A 22590-nucleotide genomic window follows, 5' to 3' on the forward strand; every position below is an offset into this window, starting at 1 on the left:
CAGTAACGATTGCTGCCATATGGCAGAAAAAAAACAAGGATAATTATGGAAGTTTCAGGAAGAATCAAGATGATTGACGAAACCAAGATGTTTGGCAACAATGGTTTCAGGAAAAGGGAGATGGTGGTTACTACAGATGAGCAGTACCCGCAGCATATAATGGTAGAATTTACTCAGGATAAATGCGACCTGCTGAACAACTACAGGGTTGGCGAGCCGGTAAAAGTATCTATAAACCTGCGTGGCAGGGAGTGGGTAAACCCTCAGGGCGAAACAAAATATTTTAACTCTATACAGGGCTGGAGGATAGAAAAACTGCAACCTGAAGCACCTGCAGGAGGCGGCTACCAGGCACAACCGCCAATGCCAAGTGCACAGGACTCGTTTGAGCCTGCCACAAATTTTAGGGAAGAGGACCATGACGACCTTCCTTTCTAGTGAATAGCTCTTATCTACTAAAATATTCCCGCGTGCACTTACACGCGGGATTTTTATTACATAAATTTTTTCTTATAGATAACAGTGTGTTAATAGAAAACAAATATGCAAATTATTTGATAATTATTTAATTTTTAATTAATTATGTATTTCCTGTCCCGCGAGTTATATTTTCCTCCTGCACAGCATGCTTCACCCGAAGGCATACTTGCAGTTGGCGGAGATCTATCGCCCGAAAGGCTTATGCTGGCTTACAGAAACGGTATATTTCCGTGGTTTGATGATGATGACCCAATACTGTGGTGGAGCCCTCCGGAGCGTATGGTACTATTCTTTGGAGAACTTAAAGTTTCAAAGAGTATGCGCAATGTAATTAACAGGGGTATTTTTCGTGTTACATTCAATACCGCATTTAAGGCGGTAATAGAACAGTGCAGCAGCATTAAGCGCCAGGGCCAGGCAGGAACCTGGATTACCGCAGAAATGAAAGAGGCCTACATAAAGCTGCACGAACTGGGCCATGCCAAATCAGTAGAGGTATGGCAGGGTGATGAGCTGGTTGGCGGGCTTTACGGCATAGACCTGGGGCATGTATTTTGTGGTGAGAGTATGTTTAGTAAAGTGGCGAATGCAAGTAAAATGGCGTTTATAGCGCTTGCCAAAAAACTTGAAGCCGAAAACTACCGCATTCTGGACTGCCAGGTACACAATCCCCACCTGGAAAGCCTCGGTGCACGCGAAATCAGCAGGGAAGCATTTTTAAAGATAATTATCAACTAATTAATTTTAAGTATATGACCACTGTAATAAAAAAATACTACGAGGCATTTATGTTGCTCGTGGTACTCATAGCTTTTCTCCTGTTCAGGAAAGAAGTTTTTGAACCCTATGTATATCTTATTGCCGCAGCGGCAATTGCCCTTTATTTTGTTCCGGTACGGCTTGTAGCTGCAATCGCCAGCATAGATACTAAACAAACAGGTGTACAGGTAACATCTTCATTTATTATTGCAGGCATAATAGCCGCGTCGCTTGTTGCCGTGTCAGATAAAAATTTTCCCGGGTTAAGCACCATACTTTACGGGCTTGCAATAGTAAACATCTTTTTTATGATCTACTCCTTTTTTAAAGACCAGGAACGCAAAGCATTCCTGCTGCATTTTATCATGATAATACTGATATCGTGGCTGCTTAATTTTATAGGATAGACATTACGATAGTAGCAGGTAAGCTGAAAAATTCCAAAGGGAATGCAGGAGCAGGCCATATAAAAAACTTAGCCTCACTCTCACAAAAGTGATGAAGCATCCGGTAATAAAATGAGAAAGCACAATCAGGGGTGAAAGTATATAGAATAATGTTTCTGAATTATGGTAGTTGTTTAAATGTACTATGGCAAAGCTTACAATAGATATGCGGCAAAGCAAGGGAAAAACTCTGTACCACGTTTGTTCAGAAAATATTGAAGCAACCAAACCCTGCCGCCTTAGTACAAGCCTGAATAACAACTCTTCTGTTATCGGGGCAATTATGCTTATTGCAATTAATGTGAAAAGTGAATCTTCAACGAACTCCCCCCTGTGATGTAAGTCTGTAATATTATTGAGTAGTATCAGCAAAGGGTAGATAAGCAATAGAAAAATAAATGCTTTTGCTAAAAAGAGAATGATAAAAATCTTCACCTTCTTTATAGCTGACACATTATACTGCACATCATCTGGCATCCTTAAAAACAAAAGCAAGTCACGTAAGGTTTCTTTAATCATAATGTATTACCCGGTGAATATATTAACAATAGCATACTTAACAAGAGGCTTGTGCTTTCCATTTTAGACAGCCAATAAAAAACCCACCTTTAAAGGTGGGTTTTTTATATCTGCTTTTTTATGTCTTAAGCTTCAAAAGGAACTATAGAAACATATGATTTGTTATCACGTTTCTTTTGGAATTGAACAACACCGTCAACTTTTGCATGCAGGGTATGGTCTTTACCCATATATACATTTTCGCCCGGGTTGTGCTTAGAGCCCCTTTGCCTAACAATAATGTTACCGGCAATGGCAGCCTGGCCTCCAAAAATCTTAACGCCTAAACGTTTCGACTCTGATTCCCTACCGTTCTTGGAACTACCGACACCTTTCTTGTGAGCCATGATGTTTTAGTTTTTAATTGTTAATATTATTCTGCAGTTTCAGTTTCTGCCTTTTTAGAAGCTTTTTTCTTAGCTCCCGGTGCAGTTATACCTGTAATAGAGATTTGGGTTAAAGACTGGCGGTGGCCATTCTTAACTTTGTAACCTTTTCTCCTTTTCTTTTTGAAAACAATTACCTTGTCTCCTTTTAAGTGCTGCAGCACTTTGGCCTCTACTGAAGCACCTTCTATAGCCGGGGCGCCAAGTGTTATGTTTCCGCTGTCATCAAGTAAAAGAACTTTTGCAAATGTTACTGCATCTCCTTCTTTACCTTCTAAACGGTGAACATAAACCTTTTGGTCTTTGCTAACTTTAAATTGCTGCCCTGCTATCTCTACGATTGCATACATAACAATATGGTTTAATTAAATTTTAAGGCTGCAAATATACAACTATTTATTTATCAGCCAATATGCAACGTTAATTTTTAAAGTAAAAATCGCGAATATAACAGCCTGATAATCATCAAAAGAAAAAAATTTAGCTTTATTGTAACAAAATACCGAAATTGCACACCAATTATCAAAATCAATAATTAAACTCTTTATGAAAAAATCTTTAATGGCTTTGGGTTCACTCCTCATGCTTGGCGGAGTAGCATCTGCCCAGAAAGTAGCATTTGAGGAATATGATCTGGACAACGGGCTGCATGTAATCCTGCACCAGGATAAAACAGCACCGGTTATAATTACTTCGGTAATGTATCATGTTGGTTCTAAAGACGAAAATCCTGAAAGAACAGGGTTTGCGCACTTTTTTGAGCACTTGCTGTTTGAGGGCACCAAAAACATTGAACGTGGCGAGTGGTTTAAAATAGTTACTGCAAACGGCGGTAACAACAACGCAAACACCAGCGACGACAGGACTTACTATTATGAGGTTTTCCCGAGCAACAACCTTGAGCTTGCTATATGGATGGAGTCGGAAAGGCTTATGCACCCGGTTATTAACCAGATAGGTGTTGATACACAAAATGAGGTTGTAAAAGAAGAAAAAAGGCTTCGCGTAGATAACCAGCCTTATGGTAACCTTATTGCAGAGGTAAAAAGGAACATGTTCCAGGTGCACCCATACCGTTGGGCAACCATTGGTTCTATGGATCACCTTGATGCCGCAACACTTGAAGAATTCCAGGCATTCAACAAAAAGTTCTATGTGCCTAACAATGCAGTACTTGTAGTAGCGGGCGACCTTGACATAGAAAAGACAAAAAAATGGATAAAGCAATACTTTGGGCCAATACCTAAAGGAGCTCCGGTTACACGCCAGACTTTTGAAGAAAAACCGATAACACAAACGCTTCACGCTACTTATGAAGATCCTAACATACAGCTGCCAATGGTTGTTGCTGCCTACAGGACACCTTCTATGAAAACAAGGGATGCACGTGTTCTTGATATGATATCTACCATTCTTAGCGACGGAAAAAGCTCGAGGATGTACAAGAAGATTGTAGATGATAAAAAGATGGCGCTTCAGATGGGTGCTTTCAACTACAGCCAGGAAGATTACGGCCTTTACATAGTATATGGTATCCCGATGCAGGGACATACTTCTGAAGAACTTTTAAAAGAAGCCGATGAAGAAATCAAAAAACTTCAGAACGAGCTTATCTCTGAAAAAGAGTTCCAGAAGCTTAAAAACATCTACGAAAGCAACTACGTAAATAGCAACAGCAGCGTTGAAGGTATTGCCAGCAACCTTGCTACTTACTATATGCTTTATGGCGATGTTAACCTTATAAACAATGAGATTGATATCTACCGTTCTATCACCAGGGAAGAGATAAGGGATGTTGCACGCAAATACCTTAACCCTAACCAGAGGTTGATATTAGATTATGTACCAGCTAAAGACAAAGCACAAAACTAAGAATCATTGAGAATCATGAAAAAAGCAATATATCTATTAGCCGGCTTATTCTTTATTAGTATGCAGGCACAAGACAGGCCAATGCCAAAACCGGGACCGGCACCGACAGTAAATGTTGGCAAACCGGAAACTTTTGAACTTAAAAACGGACTTAAAGTTTTGGTTGTAGAGAACCATAAACTTCCAAGGGTATCTTATACCCTTACCATGGATAATGCCCCTTACGCTGAAGGCGATAAAAAAGGTGTATCTGATATGGTGAGTGCACTTATGGGTACCGGCACCAAAAAAATGTCTAAAGACGCTTTTAACGAAGAGACAGACTTTTTAGGTGCTAATATTAACTTCTGGGCAGAAGGCGCTTCAGCAAGCGGGCTTTCTAAGTATTCTGAAAGGATACTTGAGCTAATGGCTGACGGTGCACTTAACCCGAAATTCACGCAGGAAGAATTTGACAAGCAAAAAGCAAAGATTATAGAAGGCCTAAAGGCAGACGAGAAAAGTGTACCATCGGTAGCTTCAAGGGTAACAGATGTGCTTATCTATGGCAAAAAACACCCTAACGGCGAATACCTGAGTGAAGAAACACTAAACAATGTAACCCTTGCAGATGTTGTTAACAACTACAACACCTATTTTGTGCCGGGTGATGCTTACCTTGTTGTGGTAGGTGATGTTAAGACAAAAGACGTTAAAAAGCAGGTTAAGAAACTTTTTGGCGACTGGACTCCTAACACAGCTCCTAAAGTAACATACAGCGACCCTAAAGATGTACAATATACCCAGATAAACTTTGTAGATATGCCTAATGCAGTACAGAGTGAAATATCTGTTGTAAACGTTGTAAACCTTAAGAGGACTGACAAAGACTATTTCGCAGCACTTCTTGCCAACCAGATTCTTGGTGGTGGTGGCGAAGGAAGGCTTTTCCTTAACCTGCGTGAAGCTCACGGGTGGACGTATGGCGCTTATTCATCTATAGGTGCTAACAAGTATGTAACTTCTTTCAGGTCATCTACATCTGTAAGGAATGCGGTAACCGACAGCGCAATAGTAGAAATACTTAACGAGATCAAGAAGATAAGGACAGACCTTGTATCTGAAGAAGACCTTAAAAATGCTAAGGCTAAATATATTGGTAACTTTGTAATGCAGATGGAAAAACCATCTACAATTGCGCAGTATGCACTTTTAACGGAAACACAAAACCTTCCTGAAGATTACTACGAAAACTATATTAAGAGCATAAACGCCGTAACTCCGGAAGATGTAAGGAATGCTGCAAAAAAATACTTCCTTGCAGAAAACGCACGTATAGTGGTAGTTGGTAAAGCTGCCGATGTACTTCCTGGCCTTGAAAGCAGGAACATTCCGGTACAGTACTTCGACAAGTGGGGCAAGCCTACAGATAAGCCTGTACTTAACAAGCCTGTACCTGCCGGTGTAACTGTAAAAACAGTATTAGACAACTATATTAAAGCTATTGGTGGCGAAAAAGCGGTTAAAGGCGTTAAGTCTGTCGCTAAAACAGCTACTGCAACCATTCAGGGAACTCCGCTTGAATTAGTAGTTAAGCAAACTGCCGACCAGAAATTTGCAATGGAAATGAAAGCTATGGGCATGACAATGATGAAGCAGGTAATAAACGAAAAAGGCGGATACCGCGTAGTACAGGGCCAGCGCACTGAGCTTGAAGGCGAAGAACTTGCTGATGCTAAGAAAGGTGCCGTTCCGTTTGAAGAGCTTAACATGATGAATGATAAAGCCTGGACACTTACAGGTATTGAGCAGATAAACGGTAAAGATGCTTATGCAGTTAAGAACGAAGGATCTACTTATTACTATGACACTACTACAGGCCTTAAAATAGCTGAAAGCAAAGAAGAGGAGCAAATGGGCCAAAAGGCCGTACAAACTACAATTCTTGCCGATTACAGGGATGTAAAAGGCGTGAAGATACCATACAAGAACATCGTAAATATGGGTGGAATGGAAATGGAGTTTACCGCTACAGATGTTAAGGTAAACGAAGGCGTTAGCGCTTCAGATTTTCAGTAAAATAATTTACATATTATAATAAAAAGGCCCGCAATTGCGGGCCTTTGCTTTAGCATTATCTTATAACAGCTTACTTTCTTGAGGAGAAATAGACACCCACCAGTATTATGGCAGCGCCCACCAGTTGCAGCGGTGCTAACGATTCGCCGTCGAACAAGCCCCAGCCAAAGGCTACAACCGGAATCATATAAGTAACCGAAGAAGCAAATATAGGCGATGACATGTGTATCAGCCTGAAAAATATAATATTGGCAATACCCGTACCCACTATACCCAGTACCGCTATATAAAGCATTGCCTGCTGTGTTTCGGGCGCTGTAGCAACACTGCCGAAACCGGAAAGGAAAAGTACTATAACGGCAGGCAGCAGCATAACTGCAAAATTACCTGTGCTGATGCTAAGCGGGCTTAAGTCGGACAGATGTTTTTTAATCAGGTTCACATTTGTGGCATAACATACCGAAGCTGCTACTACAAAAAGCGTGTACCAGTAATTTTGATTAGGGTTATCAGCCGCGCCTTTAAAGATAAGCAGCCCGCACCCAACAAGGCCTATAAGCACTCCGAACAACTGCCTGCGCTGAAACTGCAGGCCAAAAACAGCAGCACCAATTATAAGTGTACTAAGCGGTGTTAGCGAATTAAGGATGGCACTTATTGAGCTATGAATCTGGGTTTGTGCCACCGAAAAAAGGTAAACCGGCAGGAATGTCCCGAACAGTGCTGTTAACGCAAGGTACTTCCATTTGCCCTGCGGTACATTGCGCAAACTCCTGAAGCCTACAATAAGGAGAAAGACGGCACAAAAGATGATGCGGAGTGAACCGAGCTGAAACGGGGTTAAACCCAATAAGCCTCTTTTTATCAGGATAAAAGAACTGCCCCATATCAGGGCGAGAACCGCAAGTAGATACCATTTTAGCTGTTGTGACTGCATAGATTAACTTTAACTTAAAATTCGGGCTAAAAATCCGACAATAAATCCGGATGGCAAACGTTTTTTAGTAAATTTGTAATCGCTTTTTAAAGAGCATTTTATAAAAGAACCTAATAATATATACGATGAAAGTAATTAAACACATTTCGGTTTTTGCCCTTGCTGCAATGCTTTTTGTAAGCTGCAAAGACACGGCTAAAGACGGTAACATAGAAACGCCTGAAGAAGGAACGGTTACCGACACCATACAAAAAGAAACAGCAGCTAACCTTGAAACGACTTTATTTAAAATTGAGGGCATGACCTGCGCTATTGGCTGTGCTAAAACAATTGAAAGCAAACTTGCCGGGCTTGACGGTGTAGAAAACGCAAAAGTAGATTTTGATACCAAAACCGCTACTATATCTTATAACGCAGAAAAGCAAACACCGGAAACGATAGTTGAAACTGTAGAAAAAATTGCTGACGGCACTTATAAAGTAGCTGACGTTAAGAACTCTGCTGACAAGGCCATGCTGTATAAAGCAGACCAGGAGCCTAAGAAAAAGGCTGAAAAGAAGAAAGAAAAGAAAAAGGCTAAGAAAGAAGAAAAAGCAGGCTGTGCCAGCGGCGAAAAGAAAAGCTGCTGCTCCGGCGAAGCTAAGAAATCATGCCATTCAGAAAGCACTACTACTTCCTCAGGCGGAAGCCTTTAATACAGGAATTATTAAGTATAAAAAAGCAGCCAATGGCTGCTTTTTTTATACCCTATGATGTTTTATCATGAAAAAAACTTTGTTTTCGAACAACTCCTTATCGTAAGCCGACGCAAACTCTTTTTCTTTGATGATAAGATATTGGTTTTTTGAAATGTATAACAAATAATACTGCTTTATTTTTTCCGCTTTTATAAAAGCACTTAGTTTTAATTCGCTCATTGAGCCATCGTCAACATATGTTTTAATAGCATCTTCGGTAATTATATGATGCCTTGTCCGTAATATATTCTCATTCTTATCAGAATAAGCATACCGATAGTACTGGTAAAGCAACAGTGAAGGATAGAGGAAAGCGAAAATGATGAAGAAGTTCATCCCCTCGGACTTTCCCTGTACAGAAAACTGCACTAGCACCATGAGAAATATAAATACTAGAAACCACCAACGCTTTTTAAGATAAAGATGTATCAGTAGCCTGAAAAACTCTTTTTGAGTTAAACCCTCCTCCTTTGTTGTGATCATATAATAAGATATATTACCTCCACTTAAGGGTTTCCATCAAATTACGCATATCGTCTTTTATATAACTGGCGGCCGGCATAAGAGAGTCATAATTGGGGCGTGCATAAAAGTACATAGAGCCTGTAAGAAAGTGCCTTGTGCTGTCGGTGGCATAAAACTGTGCGTTTGTGGCGGCATCCCCCCCAACCTGGTAAAACATGCCATATACATTCTGCATATCATTTACAAAAGGTAGCTCCTGTATGGCGTCAGCTTTAATCACGTGCTCATAAGTAAGTTTCTGGGCATCCCTCAAGAGCATTTCAAGGTTACCTTCCACAGGCTTGTAAGTAAGATATATGGTGGCTTTCATCCGTGGGTATTGCAGGGTAAAATTGCAATTCCCTTTGTTGCTTATTATAGCCTGAGAATTAAACGCAAATGTAAACGGGCATTTACCGGTATAGAGTACATAATCTTCTACCGGGTAATCCAGCCGAAGGAATGCTTTTGGCTTTGGCACGGCATCTTCTCCGCATGAAACAAACGTTGCGCTAACCGCAAAAAGCGCCACGGCTGCAAAAACTTTTTTAATAATATTCATTTATGGCAGGGTAACTTTAATTTGTTTTATCCTTCTCTTATCAACTGATTCGACGGTAAAGATATTGTCATTAAAATTAATTTTCTGCCCTTTTTTAGGAAAATTACCTGATATTTCGAGTATAAAACCGGCAAGTGTTTCCGCCTCACCTTTTGATGCTTCAAAATCTTCCTCCTCCACGTCGGTAATCCTGTAAAAGTCTTTGAGCCCTATTTTACCGTCAAACAAAAAGTTTTTATCATCTATCTGAGAATAAATAATATCCTCATCATCAAATTCATCACTTATATCACCAACAATTTCCTCAAGAATATCTTCCAGCGAAATAAGCCCTGAAGTACCGCCATATTCATCTACCACAATTGCAAGGTGGTTTTTCATTCCCTGAAACTCTTTTAAAAGGTTGTCCAGCTTCTTGTTTTCGGGTACAAAAAAAGGTTCACGCAGCAATGTCTGCCACTCAAACTCCTGCTTATCTATATATGGTATCAGGTCTTTTATGAACAGCACCCCTTCTATATGGTCAATATTTTCGCGGTAAACCGGTATTCTTGAAAACCCGCTTTCTACAATTTTCGGAAAAATTTCTGCAAACCCTTCTTCTATATCAAGCGCAAAAATGTCTATACGCGGACTCATTACCTGCCGTACATCAGTATTACCAAAGGTTACAATACCTTCTAGTATCTTCTGTTCTTCGGCTGTTGCATCGGCATAATCCGTCAGTTCAAGTGCCTGGGATAGCTGATCTACCGATATACCTGTACGCTGCACATTAAATTTTTTATACAGCGCAAGTGTTACCTCCCGCATGGGTATGCTGAAAGGTGAAAGCAGCTTATTTAAATAAAAAAGCATGTAAGACACCCTCATTGCAAAAGCACCGCTGTTACGGGTGGCATAAACTTTAGGCACCACCTCACCAAAAAGAAGCACAAAAAAGGTTATAACAGCCACCTGAACTATAAAGCGAAGAGAAGGCAGGTATATGCCATCAAACAAAGGGCCTGTTATCCTGAAGAATAAAATAATGATAGCTATATTGATAAAGGTGTTTGCTATAACTATGGTTGCCAACAGCTTTTTGGGTTTCTCTAAAAGCCTTACAATCAATTTCCCTTTTTTAGGGCTCTTTTGGGCAATGCCCTTTATATCTTCGGGGGTTAAGGCAAAAAAAGCTACTTCGGTTCCGGATATTACAGCAGAAAAGAACAGCAGGATAAGAATACCTGCGCAGCCAAACAATAGGCTGTAATCAAACAATATACTCGAGGGGTCGGGGTCCAAAATTATGAGTATTGATTAAACAATTAAAACGGGAGGTCATCGTCAGGATCGGGCACGTTCATATTATAATCATGTGCCGGCCTTGCAGGCTCGTTAACAGATGGCTGCTGTTGCTGCTGCCTGTTGCTGTTGCCTGTATTATTGTTATTGCCTTCCATTTCTTTTTTAGTGGTTAAAAATGTAAACTCAGTCACCTGAATTTCTGTAGTATATTTTGTAGTACCGTCATCTCCCTGCCACTGGCGCGATTTAATGCGGCCTTCCACATAAATCTTATCGCCTTTGCTAAGGTATTTTTCGCAAATTTCGGCAGCTTTATTACGCACAACTATATTATGCCATTCGGTACTGGTAATGCGCTCATTGGTTTGTTTGTTGATATACACCTCATTAGTGGCCAACGGAAAGCGCCCTATGCAGTTACCACCATCAAAATAGTGCATCTTTACATCGTCTCCTAAATGCCCTATAAGCATTACTTTGTTAAGCGTTCCGTTCATAGCAACTGTTTAGCGTTTAACCAAAAATAATAAAATTTAGCATCAATCCCAATGCTTCTCTATAAAATTATGGATAACCACAGGCACAGGCAGCAGCTTTATTTCTTCGCGGCTCAGGGCTTCATCTATGGCGACAGAAATATCTGCCTGCCAAAAGCGTATATGCAGGTGCTGGTGCGAGAGTTTATGCACAATAGTATCCTGCAAAAGTTGAACAGATGCGACAGTAAATTCAGCAAAGAACTTATTTTCAATAAGCGGCATTATCTCTTCGGGCTGTACATCATTTTGGGTTTCCAGTAAAGGAAATTCATAAAGGTTATGCCATATACCCTTTGCTGAACGTTTGTTAACAAGGCTCCTGCCCTGCCCGTCTTTAACAATAATGTAATTAAAGTACCTGTTGGTAACTTTTGTTTTTTTGAGTTTTACAGGCAGGCTTGCCACCCGCCCGGAATTATAAGCGACACATTCTTTACTAAGCACACAGTTGGGGCAGTCAGGGTTTTTAGGCACACACTGCAAAGCACCAAACTCCATCATGGCCTGGTTAAACTCAGATGCCTGCCCCGGCGGCAGGTGTTCGGCTGCAATGTTTTTAAAAAGCGGTTTTGCAGCAGGTGAAGATATATCGGCCTCTATGCCAAAATAGCGCGACAGCACCCGGTAAACATTGCCATCTACCACCGGCACGGGTTCTCCATAACATATAGAAGCAATAGCGGCTGCGGTATAATCGCCCACGCCTTTAAGCTTTAGCAGGCCTTCATAACTATCAGGGAACTCCCCTCCCAGTTCATTTGCTATATACTTGGCGGTTGCATGAAGGTTTCTCGCCCTGCTGTAATAGCCAAGCCCCTGCCATAATTTAAGCACCTGCTCTTCGGGTGCGGCAGCAAGATGGTTTACGGTTGGAAATGCTTCTATGAACTTCAAAAAATAGGGCATGCCCTGCGCCACGCGCGTTTGCTGCAACATAATTTCTGACAGCCACACCGGGTAAGGTTGGGGTGTTTTGCGCCAGGGCAAATCGCGGCGGTTTTGTAAATACCAATTTATCAGCAGCTTAGAAAAACTCATAGTAAAGGAGAGGTTAGCAAAATTAAAACTTTATGTTATTAAATTTTAATGTATTAACCTTGAAATATTGTTTTTTTAATTCATATATTTGCACACTCGAAAAAAATACATACAAACATAAATTTTAGAAAGAAAATGACGAAAGCAGACATCGTAGCAAAAATCTCTGAAAAACTTGGGCTTGAAAAAGGAGATGTGCAAGCAACAGTAGAGTCTTTTATGGAGGAAGTAAAAAACTCTTTGGAAACCGGCGATAATGTTTATCTGAGAGGGTTTGGAAGCTTTATTATCAAAACACGTGCTGAAAAAACCGGAAGGAATATATCCAAAAACACTACAATAAAAATACCTGCACACAACATACCTGCATTTAAACCTGCCAAAGTGTTTGTTGACGGTGTTAAAACGAATACTGAAGTAAAGTAACAAAACTTAATTTATTAATCCAAAACCCTTAGACATTATGCCAAGTGGGAAAAAAAGAAAAAGACATAAAGTAGCTACGCACAAACGTAAAAAAAGGGCGAGAGCTAACCGTCACAAAAAGAAAAAGTAGTTTAATACTACTTTTTCTTTTTTAAAACGTTCATTGACAAAAAAGATTTCAGAGTTAAGAATTCAGATTTAAGATTTACACACTGTAAGCTGTAAACTGTAAACTTAAAACTGATATCTCCGGGTACTAAACTACCTGTAATAAAATGTTTAATCCATCTGCCAACCCTGTTGCGCGTTATGAGTTTCGAGTACAAGGTTTTCCCGAAACATGAAGCTCTAAACCCGTAACAACAAAGCAGATAAAAATGTACAGCGTGAATAAAGAACTGATTATTCGGTCTGGTTCTGAAGCAGTAGATTTTGCCTTGTTAAAAGATGGAAAACTAATTGAATTGCATAAAGAACAGGAAGACAAGAACAAGTTTTCTGTAGGCGATATTTTTATAGCCAAGATACGGAAGCCTGTTGCCGGCCTTAATGCCGCTTTTGTTAACGTGGGGTTCGAAAAAGATGCTTTTTTGCATTACCACGACCTGGGGCCTAACCTGCCCTCTTTAATAAAATTCATAAAACTTGTAAGCGCAGGTAAATTAAAAGATTATTCCCTGAAAAATTTTCCGTTCGAGAAAGAGATTAACAAAGATGGTGTTATAACAGATGTGTTAAGCGCCAACCAGTCAATCCTCGTTCAGGTGGTAAAAGAGCCGATATCCACAAAAGGGCCGCGCATAAGCTCAGAGCTTTCGCTGGCAGGCCGCTATGTGGTGCTTGTGCCTTTTTCTGACCGTATCTCGATTTCGCAGAAAATAGAATCTAAGGAAGAAAAAGACCGCCTTAAGCGTCTTGTGCAAAGCATAAGGCCAAAAGGATTTGGTGTTATTGTAAGAACAGTAGCCGAGGGCAAAAAAGTTGCCGAGCTGGATAAAGACCTCCAGAACCTTATGGAGAAATGGACAGCCATGTGCAAGCGTATGCCTTCTGCACACCATCCGAGCAAAGTGCTGGGCGAGGTAAACAGGGTTTCCTCTATACTTCGCGATGTGTTTAACGACACTTTTACCGGCATTTATGTAGATGATGAAGACCTGTTTTACCAAACAAAGGACTATCTGCAGGAGATAGCCCCTAACAAAGCCAACATCGTTAAGCTTTACCAAAACCGTGAGCTGCCGCTTTTTGAAAAATATAATATAGAACGGCAGATTAAAACCTCTTTCGGGAAAACGGTTTCCATGAGCAAGGGCGCCTACCTTATTATAGAGCATACCGAGGCACTACACGTTATAGACGTGAACAGCGGTAACCGCTCTAACAAGGCGCAAAGCCAGGAAGACACCGCCCTTGAAGTAAACATGATTGCCGCTGCCGAAATTGCAAGGCAGTTAAGGCTGAGGGACATGGGTGGTATTATTGTTGTCGATTTTATTGATATGAGCAATCCGGACAACAGGAAAAAACTTTATGATTTCCTGAAACAGGAAATGAGCGACGATAAGGCAAAACACAAGATCCTGCCTCCGAGTAAATTTGGGCTCATCCAAATTACCCGACAAAGAGTACGGCCAGAAGTAAACATCAAGACACGCGAAGAAGACCCTAACAAGCCTACCGGCGAGATAGAAGCTCCTATTCTTGTGATTGACAGGATAACAGCCGACCTTGAAAGAATTATAAAGAACCGCAAAAAAATAGTGCTTAACGCACATCCTTTTGTGGCCGCATACCTTACCAAAGGTTTCCCGTCCATTCGCTCTAAATGGTTTTTTGAGCATAAAAAATGGATAAAAATTATACCGCGTGACGCTTACACGTATTTAGAATACCGCTTTTTTGACAGCAAAGGCAAACCCATTGTAACAGAATAGCAAAAACCGCCCTTACGGAATGTATGGGCGGTTTTTTTATATATTTACCTCAAAAAAAGCCATGAAAAAAGCGCTACTCTTTTTAGTCCTGACATTCTGCATGTTTTCCTGCTCTGATAATGAAGACGACGCCATGAACCCACTAAACGGCAACTGGAACATGAAATCGTATACTGCCACAGTACCTAACCCGCCTGTACTGGAAAATGGCGACATCATCTGGAAAATAAACAACGGTAACCTTACTGTTGACAATAACGTAGAAGATGAATATCCTTACATGCTACAGTCCGGCTTTTACCCTATTGAGCAGGGAGAACAAAAGATAACTATCTCTATAGCAGGCGGCGACAGCGAATGGAATTACACGCGAAATGATAATGAATTAATACTATCCGGTAATAGCGGGCCTAACGCGCCTGTTATACGTTTTGAGAAGAGGTAAACAGAATGATGTCAGCAGGTAATATCCCTGAAAGAATATATCAGATAGAATGACGAAACCACAATAAAAACAATTGGCAAGAGCATTAGCAAAGTATGTAACACATACAGTTTTGGTTTTACCCTAACAAGCTTTACCATAAAATAAATATTATTCACCGGTACTGCTACTACCCATGCAACCAATGCAAAACTTGCTGTACTCCAATACTGTGTTACAAGTACTATAAGTGTTAATAAAACAAGCTCAGCTATGAGGGAAGTAAAAACGGCAGCTAATAATTTGTCGTCAGCTTGTTTATCAGGCATGGTATCTTACATTTATTTCATTGCATAATTACAAAATGATTCTTTACAAACAAAACTTAAAAATTTACCCAGCCATTTTACCAAATCCTTAATTCTACTGCAATTGCGGCAAATGCTACCATTACATAAAAAAAATCGTTACTTTCGCAAATTGATTTTTTAGAACACACTGTAATGAGTAAGAAGTTTACTGAATATAAAGGACTTGACCTGCCTAATGTAGCAAACGAAGTGCTTGAATTCTGGAAAAAAGAACACGTTTTTGAGAAAAGTGTAACTACCCGCGAGGGTAAACCACAATATGTATTTTTTGAAGGCCCGCCAAGCGCCAACGGACTGCCGGGCATTCACCATGTTATGGCACGCGCCATTAAAGATATCTTTTGCCGTTATCAAACCCAAAAGGGATATCAGGTAAAGCGTAAAGCCGGATGGGACACCCACGGACTTCCGGTAGAACTGGGAACGGAAAAAGAGCTTGGCATCACTAAAGAAGACATTGGCACCAAAATATCGGTAGAAGAGTATAATGAAGCATGTAAGCGCACCGTTATGCGCTATACTGACGTATGGAACGACCTTACCGAAAAAATGGGTTACTGGGTAGATATGAACGACCCCTATGTAACCTACAAGCCAAAATATATGGAGTCGGTTTGGTGGCTCCTGAAACAGATATACGACAAAGGCCTGCTGTACAAAGGCTACACTATACAGCCGTACTCACCAAAAGCGGGTACGGGCTTATCTTCGCATGAGGTAAACCAGCCGGGCGCTTATCGTGATGTTACCGATACTACCATAGTAGCGCAGTTTAGGAGCCCCCTAACCCCCAAAGGGGGAACAGAGGAAAACTCCATAAGTAAAGCTTTCGCGCTCACCCCTCCTTTGGAGGGGAAGGGGGAGGCTTTCTTTTTGGCATGGACCACTACCCCGTGGACACTGCCAAGCAACACGGCACTAACGGTAGGCCCTAATATTGATTATGTACTGGTAAGAACATTTAACCAATATACATTCGAGCCTATAACTGTAGTTTTGGCTAAAAACTTAGTAGGCAAGCAGTTTTCAGGCAGATATAAGGACGTTAGTCAAAATTCTATTTTTGAATTTTTGTTTGATATAGAGTCAAATTCTAATTTAGAAAATGCCTTAAGAGATGAATTAAATAATTTAACGATAGGTCTGGGACTCGGCAATTTTGAAGAATCTGAAGATGAAACAAAAGAAAGAATTGAAACTCTAAGAAATTTTAAAGGTATCCCATATAAAATCCTTGCCGAAGCCAAAGGCAAAGACCTTGTAGGTATCCGCTATGAACAGCTATTACCATTTGTACAGCCGTACCAAAACCCTGAAAATGCTTTCCGCGTAATTTCGGGTGACTTTGTTACTACCGAAGATGGTACCGGTATAGTGCACACTGCCCCTACTTTCGGCGCGGATGATGCCAAGGTAGCCAAAGAAGCCAAGCCGGAAGTACCGCCTATGCTCGTACTCGATGCAAACGGTAACCCTGTGCCGCTTGTTGACCTTCAGGGTAGGTTTACTCAACACCTCGAGAGCCTCGACAACCCTAACGGCAAGCCGCTAATGCTGGCAGGCAAATATGTAAAGAACGAGTATTATGATGCGGGTACAGCCCCTGATAAATCTGCCGATGTAGAGATAAGCATATACCTTAAAGAGAACAATAAAGCCTTTAAAGTAGAGAAGTATGTACACAGCTATCCGCACTCATGGCGTACGGATGAACCTTTGCTGTACTACCCGCTTGATAGCTGGTTCATAAAAATGACCGATGTAAAAGAGCGTATGTCCGACCTGAACGATACCATCAACTGGAAGCCAAAGGCAACAGGTGAAGGGCGTTTTGGCAACTGGCTTAAAAATGCTAACGACTGGAACCTTTCGCGTTCACGCTACTGGGGTATACCGTTACCAATATGGCGCACAGAAGATAAAGCGGAAGAAATGATAATCGGCTCAGCAGAAGAACTGTATAATGAAATAGAAAAGGCGGTTTCAGCCGGGGTAATGCAGCAAAATCCGTTTAAAGGATTTGAGCCGGGCAATATGGATGAAGCTAACTATGACAAGATAGACCTCCACAAAAACGTGGTGGATAGCATCACGCTGATATCGCCTTCGGGCAAACCGATGAAGCGCGAAGCCGACCTGATAGATGTTTGGTTTGACAGTGGTGCCATGCCGTATGCACAATGGCACTATCCTTTCGAAAATAAAGAGCTTATAGACAACCACAAGGCATTCCCGGCCGACTTTATAGCAGAAGGTGTTGACCAGACACGCGGCTGGTTCTATACGCTGCATGCCATAGCTACACTTGTGTTTGATGAGGTTGCCTACAAAAATGTAGTGAGCAACGGTTTAGTGCTCGACAAGAACGGACACAAAATGAGTAAGCGCCTGGGCAATGCCGTAGATCCTTTTGAAACGCTTAAGGAATATGGCCCCGATGCCACTCGCTGGTACATGATTAGCAATGCTAACCCGTGGGATAACCTTAAGTTTGACATAGAGGGCGTGGCAGAGGTACGCCGCAAGTTCTTCGGTACGCTGTATAATACCTACTCCTTCTTTGCGTTATATGCGAATATCGACAACTTTACTTATGCAGAACCGGAAGTTCCGCTAGCAGAAAGGCCGGAGATAGACCGTTGGATACTAAGCGAGCTAAACACACTTATAAAGAATGTTGACAGCTACTATGCCGATTATGAGCCTACAAAGGCTGCACGCGCTATATCTGACTTTGTGCAGGAAAACCTGAGCAACTGGTATGTAAGGCTGTGCAGGAGGCGTTTCTGGAAAGGCGAATATGCACAGGATAAAATAGCGGCATACCAAACGCTTTATACCTGCCTACTTAATGTTGCCAAGCTAAGTGCACCGATAGCTCCGTTTTTTATGGACAGGCTTTATAAAGATTTAACACAGGCTTCACAGTCAGAAAGATATGACAGTGTACATTTGTCCGATTTTCCTGCATATGCTGAAAACTTTGTTGATAAATCGTTAGAAAGCAGGATGGAGAAGGCCCAGACTATTTCATCATTGGTACTGTCCCTCCGCAAAAAGGAAATGATAAAAGTGCGCCAGCCACTGCAAAAGGTAATGATTCCGGTACTTGACGCTAAACAGAAGGCAGAAATAGAAGCGGTATCAGAGCTTATAAAAGCAGAGGTTAACGTAAAGGAAATAGAGTTGATGGATGATGCTTCGGGAGTACTGGTTAAGCAGATAAAGCCTAACTTTAAAGTACTTGGCCCGCGTTTTGGCAAAGATATGGGGTTGATTTCCAAAGAAATACAAAATTTCTCACAGGAACACATTGCAACCATAGAGAAAACAGGCAGTATCGAAGTAGAAATATCAGGAAAAAGTGTTACCTTAACATCTGAAGACGTAGAGATTTCGTCTCAGGATATAGAAGGCTGGCTGGTAGCAAATGCTAACGGTATAACAGTAGCGCTGGATATAACCATTACGGATGAATTAAGGAAAGAGGGCATAGCCCGCGAGCTTGTAAACAGGATACAAAACATAAGGAAAGACTCAGGTTTTGAGGTTACCGATAAGATAAAAGTGTACCTGCAGGCAAACGAAACACTTAATGCCGCCGTTACCGCGAATGAAGATTACATAAAATCGGAAACGCTTACGGAAGAGCTGATATTTAAGAATGATATTGAAAACGGAACTGAAATAGAATTTGATGACATAAAAACCTTATTATTAATTTCAAAATAGTGGAATATGGTAGATGAGCAAATAAGATACTCTGATGCTGACCTTGCAGAGTTTAAGGAACTTATTACAAAAAAGATAGAGAAAGCCAAAGCTGACCTGGAACTTATCCGCAGCGCATATATGAACGACCTTAATAACGGAACGGACGACACATCGCCAACGTTCAAGGCTTTTGAAGAAGGCAGCGAAACCATGAGTAAAGAGGCTAACTCGCAGTTGGCCATCCGCCAGGAAAAATTTATCCGCGACCTTAAAAACGCGCTTATCCGTATAGAGAACAAAACATACGGCATCTGCAAGGTTACCGGCAAGCTTATCAGCAAAGAAAGGCTTAAGCTTGTGCCCCATGCCACTATGAGCATCGAGGCTAAAAATATGCAACGATAATTATACAAACCGCCCTTAAAAGGGCGGTTTTATTTTTCAGGTGCTTAAGCAACCCACAGCAACAACTAGTTTATTTACAATAGTAAATACTTAATTTCGCGGCTTATAAAAATAATTTCCATTATTTTTGCGGATAAAATTTTTATAATGTCGCTAAAGAAAGCCTACATCCTTGTTATTCTTGTATTGCTGATAGACCAGATATCCAAAATATATATCAAAACCAATTTTGTCCATGATGAATCAATCAGGGTTATGGGACTGGACTGGTTCAGGATTCATTTTATAGAGAACGAGGGCATGGCATGGGGCGCTAAGATACCTTCATGGCTGGGCGGTAAGCTAACGCTGACACTATTCAGGATAGCAGCAGTAGGCGCCATAGGCTGGTGGTTGTATGATTCTGTAAAGAAACACCTTTCACCCTACCTCATCGTTTCTATAGCGCTTATACTGGCAGGAGCTTTTGGTAATATTATAGATTCTGTTTTTTACGGGGTAATTTTCGATCACAGTAATGGGCAACTGGCTACCCTTTTTGCAGACGACCCATACGGAAGGCTCTTTCACGGCAAGGTGGTAGATATGTTCTACTTTCCACTATGGCGTGGTAACCTGCCTTCATGGCTGCCGATATGGGGCGGGCAGGAATTTTCTTTCTTTAATGCCATATTTAACGTGGCAGACGCTGCCATATCTGTAGGTGTAGGCATACTTATCGTATTTAACAAAAGAGCCTTTGCAAAACCGGAACCAGCCGTTCAGGAAAACATTACTACAGGCGCATAAGGCTACTTAGCAATAATTTCGATTCGCCTGCTTATATCATTCCCGCTTTCGTCGGCAACGGTTAAATAGTACTTTCCTGTCTTAGCGGTAACCTGCATTTCATGGAATGTTTTTGTAGCACCCAGGTACTGCCCGTTAAGATACCAGAACAACTGCTCTTTTTCAGATGCATGTGCAGCCTTAAAAATAACAGGTTGCAGCTTACCGTTAAAATCTTTGGTAAGGTATATTTTTCCGTTTTCCTTTGGGTAGATAAAGTCCATACGGCTTGAGGCAGCCAAACCGCAATCGCTGCGCACAGGCGGCAGGGGCATATAGTTTACATGCTGTTTTTTATAATACCACTCCATAACCGGGGGAAGCACAAACCACGATTCAGAAATTATATTTTCCACAGGCTCGCAACTGCTGTTAACCTGGTATTGGCGAAAGGCATCTAAATGCAGCAGCCTGTGGTAAGGGCACGCCTCTGTCTTTTTACCGCTTAAAGGCACCCACTGCTTTACAGGTGTGCAATATTCGCCTGCAAGTTGCCCGCTAAGGCTGCAAACCTCAGCTTCTTCAAGATCATTAAGCGGAGCTTTAAACCACGGTTGGCGCGGCAACAGGTTAAAAACATCAAACAATACAGGCGCTGCGCTGCCCACCCCCGTAAGCGATGGCCGCCCCTCACCCGATGCATTGCCCACCCAGACACCAACCACATAGCGTGGACTTGTACCTATAGCCCAAGCATCGCGACCGCCAAAACTGGTACCCGTTTTCCAGGCAATCTCTAAAGAGGAATCATAAAAATGCCATGCCTCATCACCTTCCGGGCGGTTCACTTCTTTCATGGCATTATAGGTTAACCAAACGGCACCTGCCCCAATTACAGGCTTATTAAATGTTTCTTTACCAAAAGTGCGCTTTGTACTGCTGTTCCAGTTAAGTTCTGCAAACTCCCCTTTACGGTACTTTGCATCGTTTGAAGAAAAATAAGTCAGGGTAGAAGTCAGCCCCGCATAAGTACGGCATAAATCCCACAGGTTAGATTCGGCTCCCCCGAGAATTAAAGACAACCCATAATGGTCGGCTCGCCTGTTAATATCCCTTAGCCTGTATTGCTGAAGCTGTTCATAAAAACGGTTTACACCATACTCTTTCAGCATCAGTACAGCAGGCACATTAAGGCTGCGTGCAAGCGCTCTTTGTGCAGGCACGGCGCCATCATACGTAAAATCAAAATTCTGCGGGCTATAGCCTGCTATTTGCGTAGGTATATCAGCTATAAGAGTATTCGGCAGCAGCTCCCCTGAATCAAGCATACCCGCATAAAGCAAAGGTTTTAAGATACTGCCGGTACTGCGCGGCGCGGGTATGATATCTACATCCTTCTGGTGCTGCCTGTCGGTTGGAGTATTCCCTACGTAAGCTATAATATTGCGCGTTTGCACGTCAACAACCAAAACAGCCATGTTATGAACTTCAGTCTGCCTGTATTCGTTGTAGTAGCGCGAAACTATCTGGTTGACCCGCTGCTGTAATGTATGGCTTACCGTAGTTTTTATTTTTTCGCCCTTATGACGTATAGCCGCCTGTTGCAACAAATGCGGAGCTGTTTCAGGAAGGTTAAATGGCTTGTCGGGTAAACTTTCCTCAAGTGCAAGCTCATAGGTAACAGCATCTATAACATCTTCGTCGTGCAGCTTTTTTAATAGGCGGTTGCGTTTAGCCAGCAGGTTATCGTGATTGCGCCCGGGATAGATTAATGCTGGGGCATTGGGCAATACCGCAAGTGTGGCGCTTTCTGCCCATGATAACTGGTGCGGCTGCACGCCGAAATAACGCCACGAAGCCATTTCCAGCCCTACCACGTTACCACCAAAAGGTGCATGCGCCGCATAAAGCCCAAGTATCTCATCTTTACTATACCTTATTTCGAGCCTTGTTGCAAGGATGAGTTCAGCCAGCTTTTCAAAGTAGCTGCGTTTTTTCCCGTTGCGGGAGAGGCGTATTACCTGCTGCGTGAGTGTGCTGCCGCCACGCACCACACGCCCTGCTTTATAATTTTGCTTTGCAGCATTAACTATAGAGCCGGGGTTAAAACCCGGATGGCTGTAAAAGTGCTGATCTTCAAAGTAAACAATACATTGCCTGAATTTGTAAGGCACGCTGTCCTGTTGGGGAAACCGCCACTGCCCGTCATCTGCTATGCGTGCGCCAAGCAGGTCGCCCTCACGGCTTTCTATAACGGTGGCATACGGCGCATCAAAAAGCTGCCGGGGCAGGCAAAACCAGTACCATACCAGCAAAGCTAATAGGATACCCGATTTTATTTTATTTCTTTTTATCCAGCGTATAAGCCTCATTATTGCC

23 protein-coding genes are annotated in these 22590 nt (G+C 41.8%); 12 read left to right on the plus strand and 11 right to left on the minus strand.

The genetic code is table 11. From position 1 onward, the window contains the following. The first annotated feature begins 45 nt into the window (after nt 1–45). From KJK34_RS11975 to KJK34_RS11985, 3 genes are all read left to right on the plus strand, one after another. Entirely contained in the window at nt 46–438 is a 393-nt protein-coding gene (locus KJK34_RS11975; protein WP_223054127.1) for a DUF3127 domain-containing protein, read from the plus strand. A gap of 144 nt (nt 439–582) precedes the next feature. Further along, complete coding sequence (aat, locus tag KJK34_RS11980) at nt 583–1218, plus strand: leucyl/phenylalanyl-tRNA--protein transferase (protein ID WP_223054128.1); 636 nt, start codon at nt 583–585, stop codon at nt 1216–1218. Between the two features lie 14 nt (nt 1219–1232). Next, nucleotides 1233–1646: a hypothetical protein gene (locus tag KJK34_RS11985; RefSeq protein WP_223054129.1), complete on the plus strand. Its 414-nt coding sequence runs from the start codon at nt 1233–1235 to the stop codon at nt 1644–1646. A gap of 3 nt (nt 1647–1649) precedes the next feature. On the opposite strand, the gene KJK34_RS11990 is transcribed toward KJK34_RS11985, so the two are convergent. From KJK34_RS11990 to rplU, 3 genes are all read right to left on the minus strand, one after another. Next, complete coding sequence (locus KJK34_RS11990) at nt 1650–2204, minus strand: CPBP family intramembrane glutamic endopeptidase (RefSeq protein WP_223054130.1); 555 nt, start codon at nt 2202–2204, stop codon at nt 1650–1652. Nucleotides 2205–2329: 125 nt separating this feature from the next. Beyond that, nucleotides 2330–2590: a 50S ribosomal protein L27 gene (rpmA, locus tag KJK34_RS11995; RefSeq protein ID WP_223054131.1), complete on the minus strand. Its 261-nt coding sequence runs from the start codon at nt 2588–2590 to the stop codon at nt 2330–2332. A gap of 26 nt (nt 2591–2616) precedes the next feature. Next, nucleotides 2617–2979 carry a 50S ribosomal protein L21 gene (rplU, locus tag KJK34_RS12000; protein WP_223054132.1) on the minus strand — a complete coding sequence of 121 codons (363 nt, stop codon included), beginning with the start codon at nt 2977–2979 and terminating at the stop codon, nt 2617–2619. 196 nt (nt 2980–3175) lie between these two features. Here rplU and KJK34_RS12005 point away from each other — a divergent pair, with 196 nt between their 5' ends. Then, nucleotides 3176–4501 (plus strand): M16 family metallopeptidase, encoded by a 1326-nt coding sequence (locus KJK34_RS12005; protein WP_223054133.1) that lies wholly within the window; start codon nt 3176–3178, stop codon nt 4499–4501. A 15-nt stretch (nt 4502–4516) separates the two neighbouring features. Further along, a complete protein-coding gene (locus tag KJK34_RS12010) occupies nt 4517–6559 on the plus strand; it encodes a M16 family metallopeptidase (protein ID WP_236937645.1) in 2043 nt (680 codons plus the stop codon). 70 nt (nt 6560–6629) lie between these two features. On the opposite strand, the gene KJK34_RS12015 is transcribed toward KJK34_RS12010, so the two are convergent. Next, complete coding sequence (locus tag KJK34_RS12015) at nt 6630–7496, minus strand: DMT family transporter (RefSeq protein ID WP_223054134.1); 867 nt, start codon at nt 7494–7496, stop codon at nt 6630–6632. Between the two features lie 125 nt (nt 7497–7621). Here KJK34_RS12015 and KJK34_RS12020 point away from each other — a divergent pair, with 125 nt between their 5' ends. After that, entirely contained in the window at nt 7622–8191 is a 570-nt protein-coding gene (locus KJK34_RS12020; protein WP_223054135.1) for a heavy-metal-associated domain-containing protein, read from the plus strand. Between the two features lie 45 nt (nt 8192–8236). Here the strand turns inward: KJK34_RS12020 and KJK34_RS12025 are convergent, their stop codons facing one another. The 5 genes from KJK34_RS12025 to mutY are packed head-to-tail and all read right to left on the minus strand — an operon-like array spanning nt 8237 to nt 12166. Beyond that, nucleotides 8237–8716: a YcxB family protein gene (locus KJK34_RS12025; RefSeq protein ID WP_223054136.1), complete on the minus strand. Its 480-nt coding sequence runs from the start codon at nt 8714–8716 to the stop codon at nt 8237–8239. 13 nt (nt 8717–8729) lie between these two features. Continuing rightward, nucleotides 8730–9299, minus strand: a complete 570-nt coding sequence (gldD, locus tag KJK34_RS12030; protein ID WP_223054137.1) for a gliding motility lipoprotein GldD — start codon at nt 9297–9299, stop codon at nt 8730–8732. Beyond that, complete coding sequence (locus KJK34_RS12035; RefSeq protein WP_223054138.1) at nt 9300–10586, minus strand: gliding motility-associated protein GldE; 1287 nt, start codon at nt 10584–10586, stop codon at nt 9300–9302. Between the two features lie 23 nt (nt 10587–10609). After that, nucleotides 10610–11086 (minus strand): single-stranded DNA-binding protein, encoded by a 477-nt coding sequence (locus KJK34_RS12040; protein WP_223054139.1) that lies wholly within the window; start codon nt 11084–11086, stop codon nt 10610–10612. 42 nt (nt 11087–11128) lie between these two features. After that, entirely contained in the window at nt 11129–12166 is a 1038-nt protein-coding gene (gene mutY / locus KJK34_RS12045) for an A/G-specific adenine glycosylase (protein WP_223054140.1), read from the minus strand. Nucleotides 12167–12271: 105 nt separating this feature from the next. Here mutY and KJK34_RS12050 point away from each other — a divergent pair, with 105 nt between their 5' ends. The 3 genes from KJK34_RS12050 to KJK34_RS12060 all read left to right on the plus strand — a co-directional run bounded on the left by KJK34_RS12050 (nt 12272) and on the right by KJK34_RS12060 (nt 14974). Continuing rightward, a complete protein-coding gene (locus KJK34_RS12050) occupies nt 12272–12592 on the plus strand; it encodes an HU family DNA-binding protein (RefSeq protein WP_297334169.1) in 321 nt (106 codons plus the stop codon). Between the two features lie 377 nt (nt 12593–12969). After that, nucleotides 12970–14529 carry an Rne/Rng family ribonuclease gene (locus tag KJK34_RS12055; protein ID WP_223054142.1) on the plus strand — a complete coding sequence of 520 codons (1560 nt, stop codon included), beginning with the start codon at nt 12970–12972 and terminating at the stop codon, nt 14527–14529. A gap of 61 nt (nt 14530–14590) precedes the next feature. Continuing rightward, complete coding sequence (locus KJK34_RS12060; protein ID WP_223054143.1) at nt 14591–14974, plus strand: hypothetical protein; 384 nt, start codon at nt 14591–14593, stop codon at nt 14972–14974. Between the two features lie 11 nt (nt 14975–14985). Here KJK34_RS12060 and KJK34_RS12065 read toward each other — a convergent pair whose 3' ends face one another. Continuing rightward, entirely contained in the window at nt 14986–15282 is a 297-nt protein-coding gene (locus KJK34_RS12065) for a hypothetical protein (protein ID WP_223054144.1), read from the minus strand. A gap of 174 nt (nt 15283–15456) precedes the next feature. Here KJK34_RS12065 and ileS point away from each other — a divergent pair, with 174 nt between their 5' ends. From ileS to KJK34_RS12085, 3 genes are all read left to right on the plus strand, one after another. Beyond that, the gene (ileS, locus tag KJK34_RS12075) at nt 15457–19056 is read left to right on the plus strand and encodes an isoleucine--tRNA ligase (protein WP_236937646.1); all 3600 of its coding nucleotides are present in this window, start codon (nt 15457–15459) and stop codon (nt 19054–19056) included. 6 nt (nt 19057–19062) lie between these two features. Further along, nucleotides 19063–19443, plus strand: a complete 381-nt coding sequence (locus KJK34_RS12080; protein WP_159799263.1) for a TraR/DksA family transcriptional regulator — start codon at nt 19063–19065, stop codon at nt 19441–19443. 147 nt (nt 19444–19590) lie between these two features. Further along, the gene (locus KJK34_RS12085; protein WP_223054145.1) at nt 19591–20232 is read left to right on the plus strand and encodes a lipoprotein signal peptidase; all 642 of its coding nucleotides are present in this window, start codon (nt 19591–19593) and stop codon (nt 20230–20232) included. Nucleotides 20233–20234: 2 nt separating this feature from the next. On the opposite strand, the gene pbpC is transcribed toward KJK34_RS12085, so the two are convergent. Continuing rightward, nucleotides 20235–22583: a penicillin-binding protein 1C gene (pbpC, locus tag KJK34_RS12090; RefSeq protein WP_223054146.1), complete on the minus strand. Its 2349-nt coding sequence runs from the start codon at nt 22581–22583 to the stop codon at nt 20235–20237. Between the last annotated feature and the right edge of the window lie 7 nt (nt 22584–22590).

This window comes from Flavobacterium coralii (assembly GCF_019891545.1).
In the GTDB taxonomy this organism is placed as follows: domain Bacteria; phylum Bacteroidota; class Bacteroidia; order Flavobacteriales; family Flavobacteriaceae; genus Flavobacterium; species Flavobacterium coralii.